This is a genomic window from Cupriavidus cauae (assembly GCF_008632125.1).
Classification (GTDB): Bacteria; Pseudomonadota; Gammaproteobacteria; order Burkholderiales; family Burkholderiaceae; genus Cupriavidus; species Cupriavidus cauae.
Genome location: NZ_VWRN01000016.1, coordinates 76,484 through 100,637 on the forward strand (window position 1 = coordinate 76,484; position 24,154 = coordinate 100,637).

The following is a 24,154-nucleotide window of genomic DNA, read 5'->3' on the forward strand; positions in this document are numbered from 1 at the left end:
GGACCTGCGATGCCGCCCGCGCTGTGGGAAAATCCCGCTCGCGCGCCGCATCTCAGGCGCCGGCGAACGGGACGATGAAGACGATCGAATGGAAGGATTGGGAAATCTTCTGCCGCGTGGTCGAGGCAGGCACCTTCACGCATGGGGCCGAACTGGCCGAGGTGCCGAAGTCATCCGCGAGCGCGGCGATCGCCCGGCTTGAAGCGCAGCTCGGCGGACGGCTGTTCGAGCGCAACACGCGCCGCGTGCGCGTGACCGAGCAGGGCCAGCGGCTGTACGAACGCGTCGCGCCGCATTTCGCCGCCTTGCGCGAGATCAGCGCCGAGGCCGCCTCGGCCAGCGAACAGGTCAGCGGCACGCTGCGGATCGCCACCCCGTACGAGGTCGGCTCGCAGCATCTGGCCCCGAGCCTGTCGCGTCTTCTGTCGCTGCATCCGAACCTGAAGGTGCAGATCGACGTCACCTGGGACCAGCCGGACCTGCTCAAGCACGGCTACGACCTGGCCTTCGTGATGACCAACACCACGCTGCACGACAGCTCGTTCGCCAGCAAGCGCGTGGTGCTGGTCGAGCGCGCTTTCTATGCCGCGCCATCGCTGATCCAGGCGCGCGGGCTGCCGCGCTCGCCCAGCGATCTGAACGGCTGGCCCGTGATCGGCAACGCCGACGATCGGCGCTGGGAGTTCGTGCAGGACGGCGCCGAGGTGGCCGTGCTGCCGGTCGACCCGCGCATTCGCACGCACAACGCGGAGATCCGGCTGAAGGCCGCCACCGACGGGTTGGGCGTCGCGCGCCTGTCGCCGAAGTTCGTCGACGAGCAGGTGCGCCAGGGCCAGCTGGTGCGCGTGCTGCCCGCCTATGCGTCGTCGCCGCTGAAGGTCTACGTGCTGATGCCCGCGCGCAAGCTGATGCCTGCCGCGGTGCGGGCGCTGCTCGATGTGATGGAGCACACGGTGGGGGCCGCGGCGCCGGCGCGAGGAGTGCGGCGGGCGGGGAAGGCGGAGGCGAAGGGCGATACCAAGGGCGATATCAAGGCCGACCCCAAGGCCGACCCCAAGGCCGATATCAGGTCCGACACCAAGGCCGATATCAAGGCTTGATGCGGCCGCGGCCGCTGCGCTCAGAACGACTGGTCGCCGGTCCTTAGCTCGATGCCCAGCGTTTCGCCGATCGCCAGGATCTCGTCATCGTCCTCGGCGCGCGCGATCCAGCCCGCGTAGACGCCGGAGCCGATCTCCCAGTGCCATAGCGTGATGCCGGCCGCGCGCAGTTGCTCGTGCGCCTGCTCCATCAGTTCGGGCACGCTGGTGCTGCCCAGGAAGTCCTCGTCCTCGGGGTCGTCGACGCCCCAATCGAGCACCAGCGCCACGCGCGCCGCCAGCTGGTTCATGCAGTCGATAAAGGTGGCGGTGTCATTCTGTTCGACCTGGAAGCCCGCTTCCCAGTCCACCACGTCCTGCACCACCGACAGCAGTTCGGTGCCTTCCACCGTATCGTCGGCTTCCTCCAGCGCCTCGTCCAGCAGCGCCAACTGCTTCTCGACCATTGCGCCGTCGTCGAAATTGATCATGCCGAGCAGCCGTTCGACCGCCTGGCGCGACTCGTCGTCGATGACTCCATTCACGGCTTGCCCTCCCGCTTCCCATGCAAAACATCCAGTGTGCCGGACCGCCGTCCACTGTGTCGGTCCGCTGTGCCGGTCCACTGCGTCGGTTCACCGCGTTGATCCGCCGTGCCGACCCAGCGGCCAACCTGATTCGCCAGTTGCCCGATTTCCCGCATCCCGCGTGGCGTCACCCGCAGCGCGCGCGACGATGGCGTGCGCTCGACCCAGCGCTGTTGCAGCATCGCGTCCAGCAAGGCCGCGCCCAGCGCGCCGCCCAGGTGCGGCTTGCGCTCGCTCCAGTCGGGACAGGTGCAGGCAAATTGCCTGCGCTTGCGGCGTGCGCCGTCCAGATCCACGCCGAGCTGCGCCATGCCGTGCGCGCCGTGCTCGGACAATTCCACCGCGCTGTCCCGCACGAGGATCCATCCCGAATCGGTCATGCGCGCGAACAGGTCGACCGCCAGTTCGCCTGCCAGATGGTCGTAGCAGGTCCGCGCGTGGCGCAGCGTCGCCGGGGCGGTGCGCGAGGGCGGCACCGCACGCAGGCGGGGCGGGCGGCTTGCCAGCGAGGCAGCGGCCAGCGCCTCGATGGCCACGCCGATCTCGGGCGCGGCCAGCCGGTAGTAGCGATTGCGGCCATGCGTCTCGACCGCCAGCAGGCCGCCCTCGGCGAGCCGGGCCAGATGGCCGCTGGTCGACGAGGCCGACAGCCCCGCGATCAGCCCCAGCTCGCCGGCCGGTCTCGCGCTGCCGTCCATCAACGCCCACAGCATCGCGGCGCGGCCCGGGTCGGCCAGCAGGCCGGCCAACTGACTGATGCTGGGAGCGTATTCCATAGTTCATTCCACGGTGAAACAACGATCGCAGTATAGGCCGATACTTGCCGATATCAACCATGCCTTGTCGGCGGTCATGCCGCGGCAATGTCGCGGCAATACCGCCGTAGCGCCGCCCCGATGCCGCGGCAATGCCGAGGTAATGCCGTCGCAACGCGGCCGTGAACCCCCTGTGATCCCCATGACCCTGTACCCGACCAAGCCGCCTCCCGATCCGCTGGCCGCCGCCACGCATCCCGACCCCTATCCCTACTATCGCGAACTCGCACGCGCGCAGCCGTTTCACCGCGACGCGATGCTGATGCTGTGGGTCGCCGCGGGACCGGACGAGGTGGCCGCGGTGCTGTCGCATCCGGCGTGCCGGGTGCGGCCGCCGGGACAGCCGGTGCCGCCGCCGCTCGCGCAGTCGCCCGCCGGGACCTTGTTCGCGCGGCTGATCCGCATGAACGACGGGCCGGGCCATGCGCCGTTGAAGGTGGTGCTGCAGCGGCAGTTGGCGACGCTGGACCTGAACGACGTGCGTGCTGCCGCCTCGGCATGGGCGCGTGTCCTTGCGGTGACGCACGATCACGGCGCGACCGCGAATCGCTGGAGCAGCGCGCTGCCGGTGATCGCGATCGCGGGTTTGCTCGGGTTCACGGCCACCGACGACGAGGCCACGGCCGGCCGGATGGCCACGCAGATCGCCAGCTTTGCCGCCGCCATGTCGCCGTTGGCGGGTCCGGCGGAGATCGCGGCCGGCATCGAGGCCGCCGCGGCGCTGCAGGCCCAGCCCCTGCGTGCCGATACGCCGTGGACGCAGGCGCTGCGCGAGCAGGCGCGCACGGCCGGGGTCGACGCCGCCGCGATCGCCGCCAATCTGCTGGGGTTGATGGTGCAGAGCTGCGAGGCCACCGCAGGCTTGATCGGCAATACGCTGCTGCGGCTCGCACGCGATGCGGCCGCGGCCGACGATCTGCAGGCGACGGTGGCGGGCGTGCTGCGAACCGATCCGCCGATCCACAACACGCGCCGCTTCATGGCCGAGGATGCGTACGTCTGCGGCGTGCCGCTGCGGCGCGGCGATGGGATCCTGGTGCTGCTGGCCGCGGCCGCCGCATCGGAAGGCCGACCAGCCAGTGTCTCGGCGAATGCCCCGGTGAATGCCCCGGTAAGTGCCCCGGTGAGTGCCTCGGTGAGTGCCTCGGTGTATGGGCCGCCGAATTCCGGCGAGCGGGCCTGGACCTTCGGCCATGGCGCGCATCGATGTCCCGGCGACGCGCTGGCGGCGACGCTGGCCGAAGCCACCGTCGCCGCGCTGCTGGCGCGCGGCATCGAGCCGGCCGCCTTGGCAAAGGCGTATCGTTACCGGCCATCGCTGAACGCACGGATCCCGCATTTCCTCTGATCCCCATCTTTTCGGATCCCGATCTCCGCACAGGACCACCCAACACAACTCAAGGACGCCCCGATGATTGCCGTGATCTTTGAAGTCGAATTCGCCCCAGGGCAGAAGGACGCCTATCTCGATATCGCCGCGCAGTTGCGCCCCACGCTTGAAGCGATCGACGGCTTTATCTCCGTCGAACGCTTCCAGAGCCTGAGCACGCCAGGCAAGGTGCTGTCGCTGTCCTTCTTCCGCGACGAGGCCGCGGTGCAGGCCTGGCGCAATACGGTCGAGCACCGCCATGCCCAGGCCGCGGGCCGCGGCGGCGTGTTTGCCGACTACCGGCTGCGCGTCGCGCAGGTGCTGCGCGACTACGGCATGCATCGGCGCGAGCAGGCGCCGGGCGACAGCCGCGCCGTGCACGATGCCCGTACCGGCGACCAGTAAGGGAACGCGGCATGGATGCTCACACGCTGGGCGCACAGGCGCTGTTCATCGGCCTGACCTTTCTGCTGGCGGGCTTCGTCAAGGGCGTGGTCGGACTCGGCCTGCCGACGGTCGCCGTCGGCCTGCTTGGGCTGGTGATGCCGCCGATGCAGGCCGCCGCGCTGCTGGTTGCGCCATCGATGGTGACCAACGTGGTCCAGCTGGCCGCCGGTCCGCGCTTCGGCGCACTGGTGATGCGGCTCTGGCCGATGCTGCTCGGCATCGTCGTCGGCACGCTGGTGGCCGGTGCGCTGGCGCCGCCGTCGGCCATGCAGCAGGCCACCGCGGCGCTTGGCATCGCGCTGATCGCCTATGCGGCGGTAGGGCTGTCGTCGTGGCACCTGAACGTGCCGGCGGCGCATGAGCGCTGGCTGGCGCCGCTGATCGGCCTGGCCACCGGCGCGATCACCGCGGTGACCGGCGTGCTGGTGATTCCGGCGGTGCCCTATCTGCAGGGCCTGGGCCTGGCGCGCGAGGAACTGGTGCAGGCGCTCGGCCTGTCGTTCACCGTGTCGACGGTGGCGCTGGCGATCAATCTGTTGATGCATGGCGTGCTGGCGCAGACGCCGGTGCTGGGCGCCTCGCTGGCGACGCTGGTGCCCGCGCTGGCCGGCATGTGGCTGGGCCAGCGGCTGCGCAACCGGATCAGCGCGGCGCTGTTCCGGCGGCTGTTCTTTATCGGGCTGCTATTGCTGGGAGCGGACCTGGCCTGGCGCGGCTGGCATTGAGGGCCGGCTTGCCCGGCAACGGCACCGTACTGGCAGCGGCATCGGCATCGGCGTCGGCAACTGCAACTGCAACGGCAAGGGCAAGGGCAAGGGCAAGGGCAAGGGCAAGGGCAAGGGCAAGGGCAAGGGCAAGGGCAAGGGCAAGGGCAACGGTATCGGCGTCTGCACCGCATCGGCATGCCGCGCTCCGGCTTGCCGCATAATGGCCTCGGTCCCGACCCGCGGACCGCAATGCGTAAAGCGCAAGGCTGACCGATGCCGACCCCACGCCGCCGCCGCACCGTCAATCCCTGGGCCAAGCTTGGCAAGACCGCTGCCCGCCAGATGCAGCAGATGCAGCGCGCGGTCGCGCGCTCGGTGACGAAGTCCGTCACGAAGACGGTGGCGCAGACCGTCGCGCATACCGTGGCGCAGTCGGTCGGCCATGCGGCCCAGCAGGGCCGGGAAGCGCGGCGCGTGCTGTCCGGTGTCACCTCGCCGGTGCCGGCGCCGACCAGCCGCGGCGGCGGCCGATGGCAGGAGGGCGTCTGGGGCTTCGGTCCGCTGGCGCAGCGCCACTATCGGCTGTTCATTCCATCAGGTGTCGGCACATCGCGGCCCGCGCCCTTGCTGGTGCTGCTGCATGGCTGCGGCCAGGATGCCGCCAGCTTCGCCGCCTGCACGCGCGTGGCGGCGCTGGCGCGCGCACGCCGCTGCATCGTGCTGCTGCCCGAGCAGTCCTCGCGCGCCAATGCGCATCGATGCTGGAACTGGTTCCGCAGCGAGGCGCAGGCCGCGGCGGAGGCCAGCCTGCTGATGGGAATGATCGACCATGTCTGCCGCGCGCATCCGGTGCAGTCCGATCGCGTGCATCTTCTCGGCCTGTCGGCGGGTGGCGCGATGGCGTTGATGCTGGCGCTGCGCTATCCCGACCGCTTCGTCGCCGTCGGCTCGCACTCGGGCGCGGCCCCGCATCTCGCACGCAACGCCACGCAGGCCGGCCGCGTCATGCGCGGCGCGCTGAACGGACATACGGCCGCGCAATTGCAGGCGCTGCGGCTGCAATTGCAGGGCAGGATGCCGCCGCCGCTGCTGCTGATCCATGGCGATGCCGACCGTGTCGTCGCCTACGACAACGCCATCGCCAGCGCGACGCTGTGGTTGTCGCTGTCGACCCCGGGCGCGTTGCCGGCCGCGGCGGCCCAGCCCTCGGTGCGCGTGCTGCGGCGGGGAGAGCGCCGCCCGGTTGCGGTGCATGACTGGCGCCGCGACGGCAGGCTCTATGTGCGGCTGGTACGGGTTGAAGGGCTGGGCCATGCATGGAGCGGCGGCGCGGCCAGCCAGGCCTATGCCGATCCGGCGGGGCCCGATGCGCTGCGGATCGCGCTGGCGTTCTTTGCCGCGGTTGCGCCGGCGCCGGTGCGCAGGCGCGCGGTCGCCTGAGCGTCGCGGGCTTAGTCCTGCCGCCGCGCGCCCGGTGCGACGATCTCCAGATCGGATTGGGGGCAGGCGACGCAAGGCAGCAGATAGCCGTCTTCCTTTTCGTCGGCGCTCAGGCCCGGCCATTCAATCCGATAGCGGATGCTGCCGGACACCAGCCGGGACAGGCAGGCGCGGCACGTGCCGTTGCGGCACGAGCTGGGCAGGCGAATGCCGGCGCGCAGCGCGGCCTCGAGAATGGATTGCCCCGGCTCCGCCGTGAACTCGAACCCGGATGGGGCGATACGCACGCGCAGCGGCGATGCCGTGTCCGGGCCGCTCCTTGGTTCGCCCATCGCATCGTCCCTCGGATCGCCTTTCACCTCGCCCATGGGCTCGCTCATCGGCATCCCTCGTTGTCCGGGTCCGCCCGCGGAAACTGCGCGCGGCCATGGGTGGCATCGCGCAGCGCCGCGCGCGCGGTGTCGGCTTCGCTGGCGGGCAGCCTGACGATGAGCTTCACCGTCGAGCCATAGGCGCTGTCGGCCAATGTGTGGCCGGTCTGTTCGAGCCAGCGCCGCACCCGCGCCTCGTCGGCATAGTCCACCTCGACCGCCAGGCTCGCATACGCGATGCGCTCGACCCGTTCGGCGGTCTTCAGCGCGGCGGCGATCGCATCGGTATAGGCCCGCACCAGCCCGCCGGCGCCGAGCTTGATGCCGCCGTAGTAGCGCACCACCGCGGCCAGCACGCCATCGAGTTCGTGATGGCGCAGCACCTCGAGAATCGGCCGCCCGGCGGTGCCCGACGGCTCGCCGTCGTCCGACATGCCGGACTGCCCGCCGGCCAGCAGCGCCCAGCAGACATGCGTCGCCGTCGGATGTTCGGCGCGCAGCGACTGCACGACGCGCATCGCCTCGTCGCGATCGGCGACGGGCATGGCGACGGCGAGAAAGCGGCTCTTGCGGATATCGAGCTCGGCGTGAACGGCGGCGGAAAGGGTGTACGTGGGCAAGGGGGCTACGGCGGGGAAATGGCAACGGCGGGGCCAGTGTATCGCAGTGGCGATTCGGCTCGACAGCGGGACCGTTGCTGGTAGGCTGTCAGTCTCGCCGTTCGAACCGGCTGCCCGACCGACCGATGCCCATGCTGCCTGAACACGTCCATCCCAACCACCGCCGCATCGCCCCCGCTGCCGAACGCAATCGCGAGCCGATTCTTGATGTGTTGCGGCGCGTATTGCCGGCGGCCGGCAGCATTCTCGAGATCGCCAGCGGTACCGGTCAGCATGCCAGGCACTTCGCCGCCGCGAATCCGGCGTGGATCTGGCAGCCCAGCGATCCGGACCCCGCCGCGCGGCGGTCGATCTCGGCGTGGAAGGTCGAGGCGGGCTTGCCGAACCTGCGTGATCCGCTGGCGCTGGACGTGCTGCAGGCCGACTGGGGCATCGAGCATGCCGATGCCGTCGTCTGCATCAACATGATCCATATCTCGCCGTGGCAGGCGACGGAGGCGCTGTTCGCGGGCGCGGCGCGCTTGTTGCCCGTCGGTGGCGTGCTTTATCTGTACGGACCTTACCGTCGCGACGGCCAGCACACGTCGCCGAGCAACGCGATCTTCGACGAGCAGTTGCGCGCGAGCGACGCCTCGTGGGGCGTGCGCGATATCGAGGCCGTGATCGCGCTGGGGGACAGCGTCGGGCTGCGCTTCGAGGAAGCGGTGCCGATGCCGGCCAACAACTTCAGCGTGGTGTTCAGGAAGAACTAGCCTGCGGCAAAAAGACCGGCCGCAGCGGCAAACGCCTCGGCCGCGCACCGGCACCAACACTGCCTCGGCCCCGCGCCAGCATTACCGCCGCCTCAGCCCCGCACCAGCATCACGCCCGCCTCAGCCGCGCGCGGGCATCACGCCGCGTCGCCGCGCGCCAGCATCACCAACCGCGTCGGCCGCGCGCCAGCATCAACACTGGCTCAACCCCGCACCAGCATCACCACCGCGGTCGCGATCAGGCACAGCGAGAACCACGCCCGCAGATGGCGTTCGGGCATGCGGTGCGCCAGCGCCACGCCCCAGGAGATCGTCAGCATGCCGCCGAGCGACAGCGGGATGCCGCTGGCCCAGTCGACGTGGCGGGCCTGTGCATAGGTCGCCAGCGCGACCACCGCGCCCGGCGTGACCAGCGCCAGTGCCAGCCCTTGCGCCGCCGCTTGGCGGAAGCCGAACAGACCGACCAGTGCCGGCGCGGCCACCACGCCGCCCCCTACGCCAAAGAATCCCGACAACGCGCCCCCGACCACGCCGACCGCCGGAATCCAGCGCGACGACAGCCGGTCCTTCTGCACCGTGACCGCGCGGCCAGGCAACAGCCGCCACAGGAAATACACGGCCATGCCGATCATGAACAGCGCGAAGATCCGCCGCAGCAGCACCGCATCCATCGCCGTCGCCAGCCGCGCGCCCACATAGGTCGCCAGCACCGCGGACAGGCCCAGCACCAGCGCGGTGCGCAACGCGATGTCCGCGCGGCGGCGGTACTGCCAGAAGCCGATCAGCACATTGGGCGCGATCATCACCAGCGCGGTGCCCTGCGCCAGCTGCTGGTCCATGCCGTAGAGCAGGCCGAGCGCGGGGATCGCAATCAGCCCGCCGCCGATGCCGAAGAGCCCGCCGACTGCGCCGAGCGCACCGCCGAGAAGGAAGGTCAACAGCGCGGGGAGCAGCGGAATATCGGGCATCGTCGATCGAGTGGAGGGGGCGGGCGCCACCGTGGCGGCCTCGCGCAAAAGTATCGATCATAAAACATGGAGACATCGCCCACACGCTGGACGTCAGGACATTCCCGCGGAATCGCGCGCTGCAAGCTAATCGTCAAGATCTTGAAAGCCGATTGAAATCCGGTTTCGCTCCAATGCCGCCGGAGATCGTGCCGGGCCCGTTGCCAAAGGGGCCGCACGGTCGCGTCGCGCCGGCCTTGCCGGCGCGCTTCGTGTCTGCGTTGCCTGAGTCGAGCCTGTCATCGTGCATGTCCGTCGTCATCGCTTTGCCCACCTCCGCCTGCTGCTCGCGTCGATCGCCGCCTCGCTGCTGCTCGGCGCGCCGGCCCGTTTCGCCGCCGCCGCTCCGCCGCCGGCAGCCGTCGCACCGCAGCCAGATGGCGAATGCCGCGCGCCCGGCGCGGGCGCGACGCTGACGCTGTCCGAGGCGCGCGCGCTGGCGCTGCGCTGCAATCTCGACCTGCTCGCGGCTCGCCGCGCCGTGCAGGCGGCCGAGGCCGATATCCGGATCGCCGGGCAGCGGCCGAACCCGGTGCTGAGCCTGGGCGTGGAGAACATCAACCCGCATGCCGGCGTCGGCGCCGGCAGCTGGCGCAACAAGACCGTCGATTCGACGGTGCGCATCGACCAGGTGATCGAGACCGCCAACAAGGCCGGCCTGCGCGTCAAGACCGCGCAGGCGGCCAGCGTGGCGGCGGGCCGGCAGGTGCAGGCGGCCACCGTGCAGCAGATGGCCGCGCTGGAGCAGGCCTTCTTCGATGCGGCGGTCAGTCAGCAGCGGGTCGACGTGCTGGCGCAGACGCTGGCGCTGTACGAGCGCACCGAGCAGGCCAACAAGACCCGCTACAAGGCCGGCGACCTGGCGCGCGCCGACGTGACCCGGCTCGAGCTCGATGCCTTGCGCGCCCGCGCGGACTGGCGCGAGGCACGGGCCGATCATCAGCGCGACCTGGCCGAACTCGCACAGCGCATCGGCATCCCGGGCACGCTGCAGGACGTCGCGCTGTCGCCGCGGTGGCCGGGCCTGGCCGAGCCGGTGCCGTCGCTGGACGAACAGGCCTTGCAGGCGCGGCCCGATGTCGCCGTGGCGCAGGCGCGTCTGCAGGCCGCCGCGGCCGCGCGCGAGCTGGCGCGCGCGGCACGCGTGCCCGACGTGACCGTCGGCGCGCAAGCCGAGCGCTATCCGGCCTCGGCCACCAACCAGCAGGGCAGCGGCAACAGCTTCGGCGTGTTCGTCAGCATCCCGCTGTATCTGCGCCACAGCTATGGCGGCGAGGCGCAGCGCGCCGAGGTCGATTACTACGCGGCGCTCGACGAACGCAACCGCGTGCTGCTGGCCGCGGGCAACGAGGTCGGCCGGCTGCGCACGGCACTCGATGCCGCGCGCGAATCGCTGCGCCAGATCGACGAGGCCGTGCTGCCCGCGGCCGAGCGCGTCGCCGCCGATGCCGAGTTCGCCTTCGGCAAGGGCGCGATCGGCGTGCTCGAACTGCTCGATGCGCGCCGCGCGCTGCGGCAGACGCGCCTCGATGCCGCGCAGGCGCGCGGCGCCTATGCCAAGGCGCTGTCCGCCTATCTGGCCGCCACGCGCACTGCGGATGAAGCGGCCGCCGCGGCTCCGGCCGGTGCTGCCGATCTGCCGCTGCAGGACGTCGCCCCCTTACCTTTCCGTCCACTAGCCGGACACGTTCCGGCTTTCCCGATCCCGTCGCCATGACCCTCCGTTCCCTGTTGACGATCGTCCTGCTTGCCACGTCGCTGAGCCTGACCGGATGCGGCCGGAAGGCCGAACCGGAGTCCGAGTCGCCGCGCGTCGAAGGCGCGGCCGTCGTCTTCCCCGATACGGTCAAGTCGCTGCCCGGCATTGCCGCCGAACCGGTGCGGCGCGGCGCGGAGCGCGTGCTGACGCTGCCCGGCCGGCTGGTCTGGAACGAGGACCGTACCGTGCGCGTGATGAGCCCGTTCGCCGGCCGCGTCGCCGAGATCCTGGTGCAGCCGGGCACCACCGTCGCCGCGGGCCAGCCGTTGGCGCTGCTGTCCTCGCCCGACTTCGGCGCGGCGCAGGCCGACGCGCGCAAGGCGGCCGCCGATGCCGCGCTGGCGTCCAAGGGCCTGGCGCGGCAACGCGAGCTGTATGGCGCCGGCATCGTCGCGCAGAAGGACCTCGAGCAGGCCCAGGCCGAGGCCGCACGGGCCAGCGCCGAACTGCAGCGCGCGCAGGCGGCCCTGCGGCAGGTCGGCGGCGAACTGGGCAAGCCGGGCGCGATCGGTGTGGGCGCCCCGGATCGCTTCGCACTGCGCGCGCCGATCGCCGGCCTGGTGGTCGAACGCAACCTGAATCCCGGCATGCAGCTGCGGCCCGACCAGCCGCCGGCCGCGCCGCTGTTCCTGCTGACCGACCCTTCCGACCTGTGGGCGCAGCTCGACGCGGCCGAGGCCGATCTGGCGCTGTTCCGCCCAGGCGGCAGCGTGACGCTGACCTCGACCGCCTATCCGGGCGAGTCCTTCCCGGCCAAGGTCGTCAAGATCGCCGATTACGTCGATCCGGCCGCGCGCAGCATCAAGGTCCGCCTGTCGGTGCCAAATCCCGAGCGGCGGCTGAAGGCCGAGATGTTCGTCACCGCGCGCATCCAGGCCGCCGGCTTCGACGGCATCGCGGTGCCGGCCCGGGCGGTGTTCCTGGCCGACAATCATCACTATGTGTTCGTGCGCGTCGACGCGCATCGCTTCGAGCGCCGCGAGGTCAAGGTCGGTGCGAGCCTGCCGGGCGTGACCGAGGTGGTGTCTGGGCTCGAACCCGGCATGCAGGTGGTGACCGACGGCAATCTGTATCTGCAGGACATCCTGCGCGATGCGAGCGCGACGCAGGCCGCGCTGCGCCAGCAAGCTCGATGAGGGCGGCCGCGTCATGATCTCGCGCATCGTCCATTTCGCGCTGCACCAGAAGCTGTTCGTCTGGATGGGGCTGGCGCTGTTCGTCGCCGGCGGCCTGGCGGCCTTCAAGAACCTGCCGATCGAGGCCTTCCCGGATGTCTCGGACGTGCAGGTCAACGTGATCACGCTGTATCCCGGCCGCGCGGCGGAGGAGGTCGAGCGCCAGGTCACGATTCCGATCGAGACCGCGCTGGCCGGCACGCCCAATTCGGTGCGGGTGTTCTCGCACACGCAGTTCGGCCTGTCCTACCTGATGGTGACCTTCAACGACAAGGCCACCGACGTCACCGCGCGCCAGCAGGTGATCGAGCGCCTGCGCGGCGTCGATCTGCCCGACGGGGTGCAGCCGGACCTGGCGCCGCTGTCGACCGCGATCGGCGAGATCTACCGCTTCCGCCTGAAGGGCAAGGGCCACACGCCGCAGGAGCTGCGCACGCTGCAGGACTGGGTGGTCGAGAAGAACCTGCGCCAGGTACCGGGCGTCGCGGACCTGGTGACCATCGGCGGTACCATCAAGCAGTACGAGGTCAACCCGAATCTGGCCCGCATGCGCGACGCGCATATCTCGCTGGCGCAGCTGTTCGAGGCCCTGCAGCGCGGCAACTCGAACGCCGGCGGCGGCGCGGTCGCGCAGGGGCGGCAGCAGTATCTGCTGCGCTCGCTCGGCAGCTTCCGCAGCTCGGCCGATATCGCGAACGTGGTGGTGTCCGAGGTCAACGGCACGCCGATCCTGGTCAAGGACATCGCCGAGGTGCGCGTCGGCGCCGCGCCGCGGCAGGGCCTGATGGCGCAGGACGACGAGGAGGACATCGTCTCGGGCATCGTGGTGATGCGCAAGGGCGAGAACCCGTCGGAGGTGCTGACCGCACTGAAGGCCAAGATCGCGCAGCTCAACGAGCAGATCCTGCCGCGCGGCGTCGAGATCGTGCCGTACTACGACCGCGCCGACCTGATCGACAAGACGCTGCACACGGTGTTCGGCAACCTGGTCGAGGGCGCGCTGCTGGTGATGGCGGTGCTGTATCTGTTCCTGGCCAACGTGCGGGCCGCCGCCATCGTCGCGCTGGTGATCCCGCTGGCGCTGCTGTCGACCTTCATCGGCCTGACCTGGGTCGGCATTCCGGCCAACCTGCTGTCGCTCGGAGCGATGGACTTCGGCATCATCGTCGACGGCGCGGTAATCGTGGTCGAGAACATCTTCAAGCGGCTGGGCGAACTGAAGGAGCAGAAGATCCGCGACAGCCGCGCGCGCTTGCACGCGATCGCGCGCGCGACGACCGAGGTCGGCCGCCCGACGGTGTTCTCGATGGTGATCATCATCGCCGCGCACCTGCCGATCTTCACGCTGCAGCGGCACGAAGGAAAGATCTTCGCGCCGATGGCATACACGGTGACGGGCGCGCTGGTCGGTTCGCTGATCGTGTCGCTGACGCTGGTGCCGCTGCTGTGCTACCTGCTGCTGAAGAAGGACATCGCCCATCACGACAACGCGGTGGTGCGGCTGTGCAAGCGCGCCTATGCGCCGATGCTGGCGTGGGCGCTGGACCACAAGCGCGCGGTGGTGGCGAGCGCGGTGGCGCTGCTGGTGGTGACTGCCGGCGTCGGCAAGCTGCTGGGCAGCGAATTCCTGCCCGAGCTCGACGAGGGCGCGATGTGGGTCAGCTTCGACCTGCCGGCCTCGGTGTCGACCGACGAGGCGCGCGAGCAGGCCGCGCGGCTGCGGCGCACGATCCGGCAAACGCCGGAGGTCAAGTCGACCATCTCCAAGGTCGGCCGTCCCGACGACGGCACCGACCCGAAGCTGATCAATACGGTGGAGATCCTGGTCGACCTGAAGCCGGAAGCGGAGTGGCGCCGCGGCTTCGACAAGCGCCGCATCATCGGCGAGATCAACGCCAATCTGCGCAAGCTGCCGGGGATCGAGCCGAACTTCTCGCAGCCGGTGCGCGACAACATCCTCGAGAGCATCTCGCAGATCAAGGGCCAGATCGTCATCAAGGTGCAGAGCGACAGCCTCGAGCAGAACAAGCGCGTCGCCGACCAGATCCTCGCCAACGTGCAGACCGTGCCCGGTGTGATGCGGGCCTTCATCGACCGCGACGGCGAGCTGCCGCAGTATGTGCTCGACTTCGACCGCGCCCAGGCCGCGCGCTACGGCATCAACGTGGCCGACGTGCAGGACCTGATGGAGACCGCGCTGGCGGGCAAGGCCGCCACCGAGTTGTGGGAGGGCGAGCGGCACTTCAGCGTGGTGGTGCGGCTCGCGCCCGGCGAACGCGAACTGCCGAACCTGCCGAACATCCTGATGCAGACCGCCGAGGGCGCCCAGGTGCCGCTGTCGCAGCTGGTGCATTTCCATGCGGCGTCCGGCGCGATGAATATCAGCCGCGAGAACGGCCAGCGCACCACGTCGATCGGCGTCTTCATTCACGACCGGGACATGGGCAGCGTGGTCAAGGACATGCAGGCGCTGGTGGCGAAGAACGTGCGCGCCGACGACGTCAAGATCGGCTGGTCCGGCGAGTTCGAGAACCAGCAGCGCGCGATGGCGCGGCTGTCGATCGTCGTGCCGCTGTCGGTGCTGCTGATCTTCCTGCTGCTGTTCCAGGCGTTCAAGTCGTTCAAGAGCGCCACGCTGATCCTGTCGAACATCCCGTTTGCGCTGGTGGGCGGCGTGTTCGCGCTGTTCCTGACCGGCATTCCGCTGTCGGTGTCGGCGGCGATCGGCTTTATCGCGCTGTTCGGCCAGGCCGTACTCAATGGGGTGGTGATGGTGACCTACTTCAACCAGCTGCGCGAGCAGGGGCTGCCGCTGCGCCAGGCCGTGCTGGCCGGGTCGATGGACCGCCTGCGCACCGTGCTGATGACCGCGCTGCTGGCGATGCTGGGCCTGTTCCCGATGGCGGTCTCGCGCGCGATCGGCTCGGAGACGCAGCGCCCGCTGGCGATCGTGATCATCGGCGGGCTGATCACCGCGACCGTGCTGACGCTGATCGTGCTGCCGACGCTGTACGAATGGATGGTCAGCCGCAGCTGGCCGGATGAGGCGGCGGAGGAAGATGAGGTTGCGGCGGGGGCAGCAGGGGTGCGACGGGACGACGAGGCGGTGGTTTGATTGCCGCCTCTCTACCGCCTGCGCCGCCGGCGGGAAAGGGCGGGGGAGGGCAACGGCGTTCGCTATCCCTCCGCCGCCGTCACGTCCCGCACGACGCCAGCCCGCAGCATCCGCGCAATCTCGGCCTCTCCATACCCGCACTCGGCCAGCAGCGCCCGCGTGTCCTCGCCCAGCCGCGGCGGCGGCCGCCGGTATTGCGCCGGCGTCTCCGACAGCTTGATCGGCAGGCCGATGCTCTTGACCGGCCCGGCCTCGGGATGCTGCTGCTCGACCACCATTTCGCGCGCGAGAGTTTGCGGATGCGACAGCGCCTCGCCGATCGAATGCACCGGCCCGGCCGGCACGCCCGCCGCGTCGAACGCCGCCAGCCATTCGGCCGAGGGCTTGGTGCGCAGGATCTCCGCCATGGCCGGCAGCAGCGTGTCGCGGTGGCGCATGCGGTCCGAGTTCAGTCGATAGCGCGGATCGGTCAGCCATTCGGGCCGGCCCAGCACCTGCGCGATCCGTTCCCAGTTCTTCTCGTTGGCGCCGCCGACGATGATGTGCCCGTCCTGCGTCGGAAAGGCCTGGTACGGGGTCGCCAGCACATGCGCCGAGCCGCTCGGCCCCGGCGATTCGCCGGTGGCGAAATGGATCGCCGCATGCCAGTACAACTGCTGCAGGCCGGCTTCGATCAACGAGGTCTCGACGATCTGGCCGCGCCCGGTCTTCTGCTTGTGCTGGTAGGCCGCCAGGATGCCGAACGCGGCCAGGATGCCGGCATTGATGTCGGCGATCGAGTTGCCGGTGCGCAGCGGCGGTCCGCCTTCCTCGCCGGTGATGCTCATCAGCCCGGTATAGCCCTGCGCGATCAGGTCGAAGCCGCCCTTGTCGGCGGCCGGGCCGGTACGGCCATAGCCCGAGATCGCGCAATAGATCAGGCCGGGATTGATTTCCGACAGCACGTCGTAGCCGAGACCAAGCTTTTCCAGCGTGCCCTTGCGAAAGTTCTCGATCAGCACGTCGGCGTCGCGCACCATCCGCAGCAGCACCGCCTTGCCTTCGGCCGTCTTCAGATCGAGTGCGATCGCGCGCTTGTTGCGGTTCAGCATCAGGAAGGGCGCCGACACGCCGTTGATGCGCGGATCGCGATAGCCGCGCGCATCGTCGCCGCCATCGGTCTTCTCGATCTTGATCACGTCGGCGCCGAGGTCGGCCAGCATCATGCCGCAGGTCGGGCCGGCCATGATCTGCGCCAGCTCGAGCACGCGCATGCCGGCGAGGGCGCCGGCCTGCGGAGAACGTTCGGATTGCATGGGGGAAGCCATCGCTGTCCTTCGAGGTGGAGGCCGCTCAGCGGCCGTGAAACTCGGGCGTCTGCTTGGCGAGGAAGGCGCGATAGCCGGTGCGGAAGTCCTCGGTGTCGAAGCAGTCGAAGGCCTCGTCGCGCTCGCGCTCGCTCAGCGGCGTGCCGGCCGCCAGTTGGCGCGCGAACTTCTTGTGCCAGCGGGCGACCAGCGGCGCGCCGCTGGCGATGCGCTGCGCGGTCGCGGCCGCTTCGGCGGCGACCTGGTCGTCGGGCACCACGCGCGACACCAGGCCCATGCCATGGGCCTCATCCGCGCCGACGATCCGGCCTTCGAACAGCAGCTCCAGCGTGCGCGACTCGCCGATCAGCCGGATCACCGGGGCCATTTCCGCATGGGCCATCACCAGCCCGAGGTTCTTGATCGGCGCGCCGAAACGGCTGCCCTGGCCGCAGATGCGGATGTCCGCCATCGCGGCGATCTCCAGCCCGCCGCCGACGCAGATGCCGTGGATCTGCGCGACCACCGGATGGCGGCAGTCCTGCAGCGCCTGCGCGGTGGCGTGCATCACCTTGCCGTAGGCGGTGGCCTGCGCCTTGTTCGAGCGCGCCTGCGCGAACTCGCCGATGTCGTTGCCGGGCGAGAAGGCCCGCTCGCCGGCGCCGCGCACGATCACGCAGCGCACGCCGTCGTCGGCGGAGAGGGCGCGGAAGGCGTCGCCCAGTTGCTGCCACATCGACAGCGTCATCGCGTTGAGCTTGGCGGGGCGGTTCAGCACGACGGTGGCGATGGCGCCGTCGCGGATCGTCAGCACGGGGCTGTCGTCGGTGCCGCCCGGTTGGGGATCGACCCGGGAATCCGGTCGGGCTTCCGGGTGCGAATCGGGTCCGGAATCGGGTCCGGAATCGGGAGAAGCGGAGGCGGGCATCACGGTCATCGAGGGCGCTCCTGGCAGGTTGGCGACATGGTGTCTTGCCGCATCGTTGATTTGGTATACCATATCCCAAATCATCGCCACATACCAAGGAAGCATCGCCCATGGTTAACCCGGAAGACGCGCCGGCAACGCTGGCGCCCGACCTGCCCCAGGCGCGCACCGGCGGCGAGCGCGGCCGCCGCACGGGACCCGCCACCGCCGCCAGCGCCGCAGCCGGCCTGTCGGCAGACGGCGACGACCCGCTGGCGATCGCGCATCCGACGCTGGCCGCGGTGGTGGCCGAGCGGCTTCGGCAACTGATCATCAACGGCACGCTGGTGCCGGGGGTGTGGCTCAACGAGCGCGATCTGTGCGAACGGTTGCGCGTCTCACGCACGCCGCTGCGCGAGGCCTATCGCATCCTCGCCGCCGATGGGCTGGTGATGTTGCTGCCCAAGCGCGGCGCGCAGGTGATCGCGATGTCCGAGCGCGACGTCGCCGACCTGTTCGACGTGCTGGCCGTGCTGGAAGGACTGACCGGACGGCTCGCCGCGGAGAAGGCCAGCGACGAGGAACTGGCGCAGATCGCCCGGCTGCATCGCGCGATGCTCGACGCCTATGCCGCGCGCGACCTGCACGCCTACTACGAGGCCAGCATGGGCACCCATCTGGCGATCAGCGCGGCCGCCCATAACCCGACGCTGGCCGACACCCATCGCCGCCTCAATCTGCGCGTGCAGAACCTGCGCTTCCGCTCGAACCAGGACCGGGACGAATGGGCCCACGGCGTCGAAGACCACCAGCGCTTCGTCACCGCCTTGCTGGCGCGCGACGGCGCCACGGTGGAGACACTGATGCGCGAGCACGCGCTGCAGAAGAAGGCGCTGGCGATGCGCGAGGCCCGCGAGCGCGAGGCCGCCGCGACGCGATAGCCGCAGCGATGGACGCCGCGATCGTCGCAAGCAGTTATTTCGGCTGTAACGCCGCATTACGCGACGAACGCGGCCGCGCTGGCGGCAGTACGGGCGGCAGCATGACGGGAAGGCGGGCGCAGCGGCCGCCAGCCTCGCCCCGGCAAGGGCCTGGGCGCTCTCCAGCGTGTGTCGAAGCCGGTCTCCAGCGCCCGCCCGCTTGTGAGACGGTCTTACAACTGCATCCGTCCGAGAGCGCGACGCATCGCTACAGTCGAGCCATGTTCAACGCGCCGCCAAGCCGGGCAGCGCATCAGGAGAAAAACATGACTCGCCAATTGCTGATCGCACTCGGAACCCTGGCCGCCGGCGCCCTGTTCGGGCTGGTGTCGCCCGCCCAGGCGCATTCGGACCGCCACGACCATCGGCATGGCTACCATCGGCACGAGCACTACCGTCCGGCGCCGCCGCATGTGCGGCGCCACCACTACCGCCATGACCACCATCACCATCGCTACTACGCCCGTCCGCACCATGGCCACGGCCACTACGTGTCGCGCCCGGGACACCGCTACGTGCCCGAGCGCTGGGTCAGGGACTCGCACGGGCATGTCGTGCGGCGTCCGGGGTATTGGACGCGCTGAGCAATGGGATCGCGGTCTTGCCATCGCTGCCAGGAAATGCCGGCCGGTTTGGCCGGCATTTTTCTTGCGCGCCGGCTCCTTATGGACCGTCTCCTTACGCGTTGTCCGCTTGTGCGTTGTCCTTGTGCATCGCGGCAGCAGAATCGGCCTGCCCGGGCACAGAACGATCGGCGCGCGGCCGCAAGGTCATCAGCACGGTCATCAGCACGGCCAGCAGCGCTGCCAGCGCGCCGACCATGAACACGCGCGCATGGCCGAAATGGTCGGCGATCCAGCCGGCCAACGGCCCGGTCGCGCCGTAAGCCAGATCCTGGAACGCCGCGAAGCCGCCGATCGCGGTGCCGCGCAGATTTGCCGGCACGCGCCTGACCGCTTCCAGCCCCATCGACGGAAACACCATCGAGCAGCCCATGCCGGTCAGCAGCGCGCCGAGCATCGCCACGGCGGGCCCGGGCGCCAGCCACAGCAGGCACTGCCCCGCGGCCTCGATGAGCAGCGAGACCAGCGCCACGGGCACGCCGCCGAGCCGGTCCGGCAAGGTGCCGCACAGCAGGCGGACCGCGACGAAGCCCAGGCCGAAACAGGTCAGCCCGTAGCCGGCGCCGTGCCAGCCGTTGGCCAGGAAATACAGCGGGAAGAACGCGCCGAGCGCGGCGAAGCCGATGCCTTGCAGGCCCACCACCGCGCCCGGTTGCCAGATGCGCCCGAGCACCTGGACGAACGGCGGACGGCGTCCCGCTTGCGGCGGCGCCGCCGGGGCGGTCCGCCACAGCATCAGCGCGCCGAGCAGCGGCATCGCCACGCAGACCAGCATCAGCCCGGCGAAGCCGCAGCGTTGCAGCAGCCATAGACCCAACGGTCCGCCCGCGGCGAACGCGCCATACATGCCCGCGCCGACCAGTGCCATGACGAGGCCCGAGCGCGCTGGCCCCATCGCCCCCATGCCCCACGCCAGCATGCCGACCAGCGCGGCGCTTTCGCCTAGCCCCAGCAGCAGCCGGCCCGCGAGCAGTACCACGTAAGAGGCCGTGCCGCTGCCGAGGGACGGCCAGGAAGACAGCCAGCACAACAGCGAGGCCAGCGCGTACAGCGCGAGACCGCGGAACATGGCGGCCTTGCCGCCGCGTTCGTCCGCCAGCCGTCCGGCCCAGCCGCGACTGAGGATCGTCGACAGGAAGGCAATGCCCACCGCCAGGCCGGAGGCGACATTGCCCATGCCGAGCGCATCGGAGACGTGTATCGCCACGGCGGGCATCGCCATGGCGACGGCAAGGTAAGTCAGGAACAGCGCCACGGTCATCCAGACCAGCCGGCGCAGGGAAGAATCTTGCAGGACGTTCGACATCGACCGCCGCTCCTTCAGAGAGAGGGCGGCACCGGAACGATCGACAGGCGGGGAACGATGCAGACGCGAGGCATGACGCAAGCGGTCGACACACACCGCCAGCCGGCCGGAGGTGCCGCTGGTGATGCGTTGGTTCACGTGAACGCTTACGACCGCGCGCCCGGGACATCGTTGGGCATGCGGCGGGAGCGATTCTAACCGCCCTGGGCGCGCGCGCAATAAAAAACCCTCGCCTCAACGAGGCGAGGGTTTTGCATGCCGGCGCGGGAGTCGCGTCGGCGCAGCGGCAAACGCAGGCCGATTACAGCGCCGCGTCCTTCAGCTTCTTCAGCGCGCGGACCTTGACCTTGACCGACGCCGGCTTGGCAGCGAACCACTGCTCCTGGCCGGTGAACGGGTTCTTGCCGAAACGCTTCTTGGTGGCGGGCACTTGCACGGCGGTGACCTTCAGCAGGCCGGGCAGCGTGAATTCGCCCGCGCCCTTCTTGTTCAGCGCGCCGATCATGGTGTTTTCCAGCTGGGCCAGCACGGTCTTGACCGTCTTCGGATCGAGTTCGGTCTGCGCGACCAGGTGCGACACCAGGCTCGACTTGTTGAAGGTGTCCTTCAGCGGCTTGGGCGTCGGCGCTGCCGGCGCTGCCTTCCTGGCGGCCTTCACCGGAGCGGCGGCCTTCTTGGCGGGCGCCTTGGCGGCGGTCTTGGTTGCTGCAGTCTTCGCGGTCGGTTTAGCTTTGGTGGCCATATCGATGTCGTGAACAGGTTCAATGTTGGAGCGCAGTACCGTCGGAAGCCGCCGGGCAGCGCCGCGCACAGAATAGCAAAACGCGCGAACGGTGCCTATTTTCAAGGGGTTTTCGGCGCGATTTGGCGGTTGGACCGTGCAATGTGTCGCGCGGATGCCACCATCTTCGCGATCGCCCCTGTCGCGATGCCCTGCGCGCTGCAAACCGGTGCGCCGATCAGCGGCGTTGCGCGACCCAGATCCCGGCCACGATCGCGGCCAGTCCGACGCCGTGGTACCAGTTCGGCCACTCGCCCAGCAGCAGCGTGGAGAGGATCGCGGCGAAGGCCGGCGTCAGCGTGACGAAGAACACCGGCAGCTGCGCGCCGGCACGCGCCACCGCGCGATCCCAGGCGAAATACGCCAGCAGCGACGGAACCGTGGCGACATAGGCGAGGATGCCAACCGTCTTCGTGCTCCAGACGATGGCCTGGCCGTCGATGCCCAGCTCCCAGGCGACGAACGGCACGCTGACCACCACGCCGGCGACGATCTGCGCGTACAGCAGCACGATCAGCGGCAGCGCCGGCCGCTGCTTGCGCAGCAGCCACGTATAGCCGCTCCAGGCCAGCGTGGCCGCCAGCATGAACAGGTCGCCCGGCACGAAGTCGAGCTGCGCAAGCCGGCCCAGTTCGCCGCGCACCAGCACGAAGGTCACGCCGACCAGGCACAGCAGCGCGCCCGCGATATGGCTGCGTGTGGCCGGCTCGCGAAAGAAGGTCACGCCGACCGCCAGCAGGAACAGCGGCATCGAGGCGCCGATCAGCGTCACGTTGATCGGCGTCGAGGTGGTCAGCGCCAGATATTGCAGCGCGTTATAGCTGGCGATCGACAGCACGCCGAGCGCGAGGATCAGGCCCGCATGGCGCCGCAACGCGGCAGCGTGCTCGCGCACGCCGTTCCATGCCAGCGGCGTCAGCAGCAGGCCGGCCAGCAGCCAGCGCAGGAAGTTCAGCGTGATCGGCGGCACGGCGCCGGCCGCCAGATGGCCGACGATCGCATTGCCGGCCCAGCTCAGCGGCGGGAAGGCGAGCAGGAAGAGGGTCAGCCAGCCGGCGCGCGAGCCGGCGATCGGAGAGGAGGACATGCGGTCGGAAGGCGCGCGGGCTCGGGCGTCGATGTGGGCGACGCGGGCCCGAAGCAGTGGTACCGCCTCGGGGCAGCGTCGCCAATGGCCCTTGCCGCGGACGCGGCGGCGTAGCAAGTGGAGCGCGCATTATGCCGCCTGCCGCGGCACAGCATGGGGCCGGCCCTGTTTTCCGCGCGGGGATTGCGGCTCGCAACCCTACCGGCGTGCTACCCCCGATCGGGGATGGCGTATTCAACCCCGGTTACCGCAGAGTGCAACCGAAATCAGTACGGCGGCGCAGCGTTAGGGCATACCATGTCCGCTTTCCGCCGGTCTGGCAGCTCAAACGGTCACGCCATGTACGCCATCCTGCCCGCCTTCGTCTCGTCGATCTTTCTCGGTTACGGCCTCTACGTGCTGGTGACGAAGGGCGTCACGCGCCTGACCACGTCCTTCTTCCTGATGTGCGCCACCACGTTCGCGTGGCAGGGCACCTGGGCCTTCCTGTTCCAGACCGTGCATCCGGATGTGGCGCTGCTGCTGGCCAAGGTCGGCTATCTGTTCATCCTGTTCCTGCCGACCACCTTCTATCACTTCATGACAGAGGTGACCGAGCGCCGCGGCGAGCGGCCATGGCTGCTGGTGTCGTACGGCATGTCGCTGCTGCTGGCGGTGGTATTGCTGACGTCGGATCGCCTGGTCTCCGACTACTACCTCTACAGCTTCGGCAATTACCCGCGCGCGGGCGTCCTCCATCCCCTCCATGTCGCGCAGACCGTGCTGCTGGCGCTGCGCAGCGGCTGGCTGCTGCGCGACGCGCGCCGCAGCGCGGTGGGCGAGAAGCGCCAGCGCCTGACGCTGTGCCTGTGGAGCCTGGGCCTGTATTCGCTCGCCGCGATCGACTATGCGGCCAACTATGGCCACGACTTCTACCCGCCCGGCGTGGTCTTCATCGCCGTCAGCCTGGGCCTGATCGCGCTGTCGATCGTCCGCTACGACCTGATGCATCCGTACTCGCTGGCCGCGACCGTGGCGCACGAGGTACGCACGCCGCTGGCGACGATCCGCATGCAGACGCAGGAGCTGGCAGTGGCCTGGCCCACGGTGCTGGACGGCTACCGCCGCGCCGTCGAACACGGCCTGATCGAGGACCAGCTGCGCCCGGCCCAGCTCGAGCGGCTGCCCACGCTGCTGGCGGCGATCCGCAGCGAGGTCGACGGCACGCAGGCGGTGATCGAGATGGCGCTGGCCTCGATCACGCTGGAGCGGCTGGACCGCGGCAGCTTCGTGCCGCACGGCGTGGCGCAATGCGTCGATTCGGCGCTGGAGCGCTACCCGTTCCGCGCCGGCGAACGCGAACGGGTCTCCGTGCATGCGATTCCGGCCGGCTGGCGCTTCCGCGGTTCCGACACGCTGCTGGTCTACGTGCTGTTCAATCTGCTGAAGAACGCGCTGCAGGCCATGCGCGCTCATCAGGGCGCGCACCAGGGCGCGAACCCGGCCGCGCGCGAGGACGGCGGCCGCATCGAGATCTCGGCGCGCGAGTCGGGCGGCTTCTATCAGCTGCGCGTGCGCGATACGGGGCCGGGCATTCCGCCCGATGTGCTGCCGCGCATCTTCGATCCCTTCTTCTCCACCAAGCCGCACGGCAGCGGTGCCGGCATGGGCCTGGCCTTCTGCCGGCGCGTGATGGAGGCCTTCGGCGGCCGCATCGAGTGCGAATCCGCGCCCGGCCGGCATACCGTCTTCACGCTGCATCTGCCGGTCGCGCTGGCGGCCGAGCCGCCGGCCTCGGCGAACGCGGCCACGTCGATCGGCCCGCTCGGTCCACTCGAGACGCTGGAGCGGATAGATCGGATCGAGCCGATGCAGTCGCTCCAGCCGATGCAGCCGCTGGGCCAGGGCACGGCCGCCTGACGCGGCGGCCGTGCCCGGACCGGCTCGCATGGCCGGCCCGGC

Annotated in this window: 21 protein-coding genes and 1 pseudogene; 12 read left to right on the forward strand and 10 right to left on the reverse strand. The window is 69.9% G+C overall.

Features of this window, described 5'->3' with window-relative positions:
* Nucleotides 1-74 precede the first annotated feature (74 nt).
* The gene (locus F1599_RS04405; protein WP_150082315.1) at nt 75-1,100 is read left to right on the forward strand and encodes a LysR family transcriptional regulator; all 1,026 of its coding nucleotides are present in this window, start codon (nt 75-77) and stop codon (nt 1,098-1,100) included.
* A 20-nt stretch (nt 1,101-1,120) separates the two neighbouring features.
* Here F1599_RS04405 and F1599_RS04410 read toward each other — a convergent pair whose 3' ends face one another.
* Nucleotides 1,121-1,624, reverse strand: coding sequence for a DUF6630 family protein (locus F1599_RS04410; RefSeq protein ID WP_150082316.1), 504 nt, complete (start codon nt 1,622-1,624; stop codon nt 1,121-1,123).
* A gap of 137 nt (nt 1,625-1,761) precedes the next feature.
* Nucleotides 1,762-2,442: pseudogene (locus F1599_RS04415) on the reverse strand (ArsR/SmtB family transcription factor); the annotation flags it as partial.
* A gap of 181 nt (nt 2,443-2,623) precedes the next feature.
* On the opposite strand from F1599_RS04415, the gene F1599_RS04420 reads away from it, so the two are divergent.
* From F1599_RS04420 to F1599_RS04435, 4 genes are all read left to right on the forward strand, one after another.
* Nucleotides 2,624-3,829, forward strand: coding sequence for a cytochrome P450 family protein (locus F1599_RS04420; RefSeq protein WP_150082318.1), 1,206 nt, complete (start codon nt 2,624-2,626; stop codon nt 3,827-3,829).
* A gap of 63 nt (nt 3,830-3,892) precedes the next feature.
* Nucleotides 3,893-4,255, forward strand: coding sequence for an antibiotic biosynthesis monooxygenase family protein (locus F1599_RS04425; RefSeq protein ID WP_149318625.1), 363 nt, complete (start codon nt 3,893-3,895; stop codon nt 4,253-4,255).
* Nucleotides 4,256-4,266: 11 nt separating this feature from the next.
* Nucleotides 4,267-5,022 (forward strand): sulfite exporter TauE/SafE family protein, encoded by a 756-nt coding sequence (locus tag F1599_RS04430; RefSeq protein WP_150082319.1) that lies wholly within the window; start codon nt 4,267-4,269, stop codon nt 5,020-5,022.
* 255 nt (nt 5,023-5,277) lie between these two features.
* Nucleotides 5,278-6,444 carry an extracellular catalytic domain type 1 short-chain-length polyhydroxyalkanoate depolymerase gene (locus F1599_RS04435; RefSeq protein WP_149318627.1) on the forward strand — a complete coding sequence of 389 codons (1,167 nt, stop codon included), beginning with the start codon at nt 5,278-5,280 and terminating at the stop codon, nt 6,442-6,444.
* A gap of 11 nt (nt 6,445-6,455) precedes the next feature.
* Here F1599_RS04435 and F1599_RS04440 read toward each other — a convergent pair whose 3' ends face one another.
* Both F1599_RS04440 and F1599_RS04445 read right to left on the reverse strand, forming a co-directional pair.
* Nucleotides 6,456-6,776: a 2Fe-2S iron-sulfur cluster-binding protein gene (locus tag F1599_RS04440; RefSeq protein WP_223819466.1), complete on the reverse strand. Its 321-nt coding sequence runs from the start codon at nt 6,774-6,776 to the stop codon at nt 6,456-6,458.
* A gap of 44 nt (nt 6,777-6,820) precedes the next feature.
* Nucleotides 6,821-7,435 (reverse strand): IMPACT family protein, encoded by a 615-nt coding sequence (locus tag F1599_RS04445; RefSeq protein WP_150082320.1) that lies wholly within the window; start codon nt 7,433-7,435, stop codon nt 6,821-6,823.
* Between the two features lie 131 nt (nt 7,436-7,566).
* Here F1599_RS04445 and F1599_RS04450 point away from each other — a divergent pair, with 131 nt between their 5' ends.
* Nucleotides 7,567-8,187: a DUF938 domain-containing protein gene (locus tag F1599_RS04450; RefSeq protein ID WP_150082321.1), complete on the forward strand. Its 621-nt coding sequence runs from the start codon at nt 7,567-7,569 to the stop codon at nt 8,185-8,187.
* A 203-nt stretch (nt 8,188-8,390) separates the two neighbouring features.
* Here the strand turns inward: F1599_RS04450 and F1599_RS04455 are convergent, their stop codons facing one another.
* Nucleotides 8,391-9,155 carry a sulfite exporter TauE/SafE family protein gene (locus tag F1599_RS04455; protein ID WP_149318631.1) on the reverse strand — a complete coding sequence of 255 codons (765 nt, stop codon included), beginning with the start codon at nt 9,153-9,155 and terminating at the stop codon, nt 8,391-8,393.
* A 283-nt stretch (nt 9,156-9,438) separates the two neighbouring features.
* Between F1599_RS04455 and F1599_RS04460 the strand changes: the two genes are divergently transcribed.
* The 3 genes from F1599_RS04460 to F1599_RS04470 are packed head-to-tail and all read left to right on the forward strand — an operon-like array spanning nt 9,439 to nt 15,243.
* Nucleotides 9,439-10,911, forward strand: a complete 1,473-nt coding sequence (locus tag F1599_RS04460) for a TolC family protein (protein WP_223819458.1) — start codon at nt 9,439-9,441, stop codon at nt 10,909-10,911.
* The gene (locus tag F1599_RS04465) at nt 10,908-12,089 is read left to right on the forward strand and encodes an efflux RND transporter periplasmic adaptor subunit (protein WP_149318632.1); all 1,182 of its coding nucleotides are present in this window, start codon (nt 10,908-10,910) and stop codon (nt 12,087-12,089) included. The genes F1599_RS04460 and F1599_RS04465 overlap by 4 nt, the downstream gene beginning before the upstream one ends.
* Before the next feature lie 13 nt (nt 12,090-12,102).
* Complete coding sequence (locus tag F1599_RS04470; RefSeq protein ID WP_149318705.1) at nt 12,103-15,243, forward strand: efflux RND transporter permease subunit; 3,141 nt, start codon at nt 12,103-12,105, stop codon at nt 15,241-15,243.
* A 62-nt stretch (nt 15,244-15,305) separates the two neighbouring features.
* On the opposite strand, the gene F1599_RS04475 is transcribed toward F1599_RS04470, so the two are convergent.
* Together F1599_RS04475 and F1599_RS04480 are read right to left on the reverse strand one after the other, a co-directional pair.
* Nucleotides 15,306-16,538 carry a CaiB/BaiF CoA transferase family protein gene (locus F1599_RS04475; RefSeq protein ID WP_150082322.1) on the reverse strand — a complete coding sequence of 411 codons (1,233 nt, stop codon included), beginning with the start codon at nt 16,536-16,538 and terminating at the stop codon, nt 15,306-15,308.
* Nucleotides 16,539-16,575: 37 nt separating this feature from the next.
* Nucleotides 16,576-17,466: an enoyl-CoA hydratase/isomerase family protein gene (locus F1599_RS04480; RefSeq protein WP_223819459.1), complete on the reverse strand. Its 891-nt coding sequence runs from the start codon at nt 17,464-17,466 to the stop codon at nt 16,576-16,578.
* A gap of 101 nt (nt 17,467-17,567) precedes the next feature.
* On the opposite strand from F1599_RS04480, the gene F1599_RS04485 reads away from it, so the two are divergent.
* Together F1599_RS04485 and F1599_RS04490 are read left to right on the forward strand one after the other, a co-directional pair.
* On the forward strand, nt 17,568-18,377 hold the full coding sequence (locus F1599_RS04485; protein ID WP_150082323.1) for a GntR family transcriptional regulator: 810 nt from the start codon (nt 17,568-17,570) through the stop codon (nt 18,375-18,377).
* Between the two features lie 305 nt (nt 18,378-18,682).
* Complete coding sequence (locus tag F1599_RS04490) at nt 18,683-19,000, forward strand: hypothetical protein (RefSeq protein WP_149318635.1); 318 nt, start codon at nt 18,683-18,685, stop codon at nt 18,998-19,000.
* A 94-nt stretch (nt 19,001-19,094) separates the two neighbouring features.
* Here the strand turns inward: F1599_RS04490 and F1599_RS04495 are convergent, their stop codons facing one another.
* From F1599_RS04495 to F1599_RS04505, 3 genes are all read right to left on the reverse strand, one after another.
* Nucleotides 19,095-20,345, reverse strand: a complete 1,251-nt coding sequence (locus tag F1599_RS04495) for an MFS transporter (protein WP_150082324.1) — start codon at nt 20,343-20,345, stop codon at nt 19,095-19,097.
* A 301-nt stretch (nt 20,346-20,646) separates the two neighbouring features.
* Nucleotides 20,647-21,087: an HU family DNA-binding protein gene (locus F1599_RS04500; protein WP_149318638.1), complete on the reverse strand. Its 441-nt coding sequence runs from the start codon at nt 21,085-21,087 to the stop codon at nt 20,647-20,649.
* Nucleotides 21,088-21,304: 217 nt separating this feature from the next.
* Nucleotides 21,305-22,213, reverse strand: a complete 909-nt coding sequence (locus tag F1599_RS04505; RefSeq protein ID WP_150082325.1) for a DMT family transporter — start codon at nt 22,211-22,213, stop codon at nt 21,305-21,307.
* A gap of 339 nt (nt 22,214-22,552) precedes the next feature.
* Here F1599_RS04505 and F1599_RS04510 point away from each other — a divergent pair, with 339 nt between their 5' ends.
* Entirely contained in the window at nt 22,553-24,112 is a 1,560-nt protein-coding gene (locus tag F1599_RS04510; RefSeq protein WP_150082326.1) for a sensor histidine kinase, read from the forward strand.
* Nucleotides 24,113-24,154: the final 42 nt, after the last annotated feature.

Coding starts and splice junctions, on each gene's coding strand:
- F1599_RS04405 (WP_150082315.1), top strand. CDS start 75: ATGAAGACGATCGAATGGAAGGATTGGGAAATCTTCTGCCGCGTGGTC.
- F1599_RS04420 (WP_150082318.1), top strand. CDS start 2,624: ATGACCCTGTACCCGACCAAGCCGCCTCCCGATCCGCTGGCCGCCGCC.
- F1599_RS04425 (WP_149318625.1), top strand. CDS start 3,893: ATGATTGCCGTGATCTTTGAAGTCGAATTCGCCCCAGGGCAGAAGGAC.
- F1599_RS04430 (WP_150082319.1), top strand. CDS start 4,267: ATGGATGCTCACACGCTGGGCGCACAGGCGCTGTTCATCGGCCTGACC.
- F1599_RS04435 (WP_149318627.1), top strand. CDS start 5,278: ATGCCGACCCCACGCCGCCGCCGCACCGTCAATCCCTGGGCCAAGCTT.
- F1599_RS04440 (WP_223819466.1), bottom strand. CDS start 6,776: ATGGGCGAACCAAGGAGCGGCCCGGACACGGCATCGCCGCTGCGCGTG.
- F1599_RS04450 (WP_150082321.1), top strand. CDS start 7,567: ATGCTGCCTGAACACGTCCATCCCAACCACCGCCGCATCGCCCCCGCT.
- F1599_RS04455 (WP_149318631.1), bottom strand. CDS start 9,155: ATGCCCGATATTCCGCTGCTCCCCGCGCTGTTGACCTTCCTTCTCGGC.
- F1599_RS04465 (WP_149318632.1), top strand. CDS start 10,908: ATGACCCTCCGTTCCCTGTTGACGATCGTCCTGCTTGCCACGTCGCTG.
- F1599_RS04470 (WP_149318705.1), top strand. CDS start 12,103: ATGATCTCGCGCATCGTCCATTTCGCGCTGCACCAGAAGCTGTTCGTC.
- F1599_RS04475 (WP_150082322.1), bottom strand. CDS start 16,538: ATGCAATCCGAACGTTCTCCGCAGGCCGGCGCCCTCGCCGGCATGCGC.
- F1599_RS04480 (WP_223819459.1), bottom strand. CDS start 17,466: ATGACCGTGATGCCCGCCTCCGCTTCTCCCGATTCCGGACCCGATTCC.
- F1599_RS04485 (WP_150082323.1), top strand. CDS start 17,568: ATGGTTAACCCGGAAGACGCGCCGGCAACGCTGGCGCCCGACCTGCCC.
- F1599_RS04490 (WP_149318635.1), top strand. CDS start 18,683: ATGACTCGCCAATTGCTGATCGCACTCGGAACCCTGGCCGCCGGCGCC.
- F1599_RS04495 (WP_150082324.1), bottom strand. CDS start 20,345: ATGTCGAACGTCCTGCAAGATTCTTCCCTGCGCCGGCTGGTCTGGATG.
- F1599_RS04500 (WP_149318638.1), bottom strand. CDS start 21,087: ATGGCCACCAAAGCTAAACCGACCGCGAAGACTGCAGCAACCAAGACC.
- F1599_RS04505 (WP_150082325.1), bottom strand. CDS start 22,213: ATGTCCTCCTCTCCGATCGCCGGCTCGCGCGCCGGCTGGCTGACCCTC.
- F1599_RS04510 (WP_150082326.1), top strand. CDS start 22,553: ATGTACGCCATCCTGCCCGCCTTCGTCTCGTCGATCTTTCTCGGTTAC.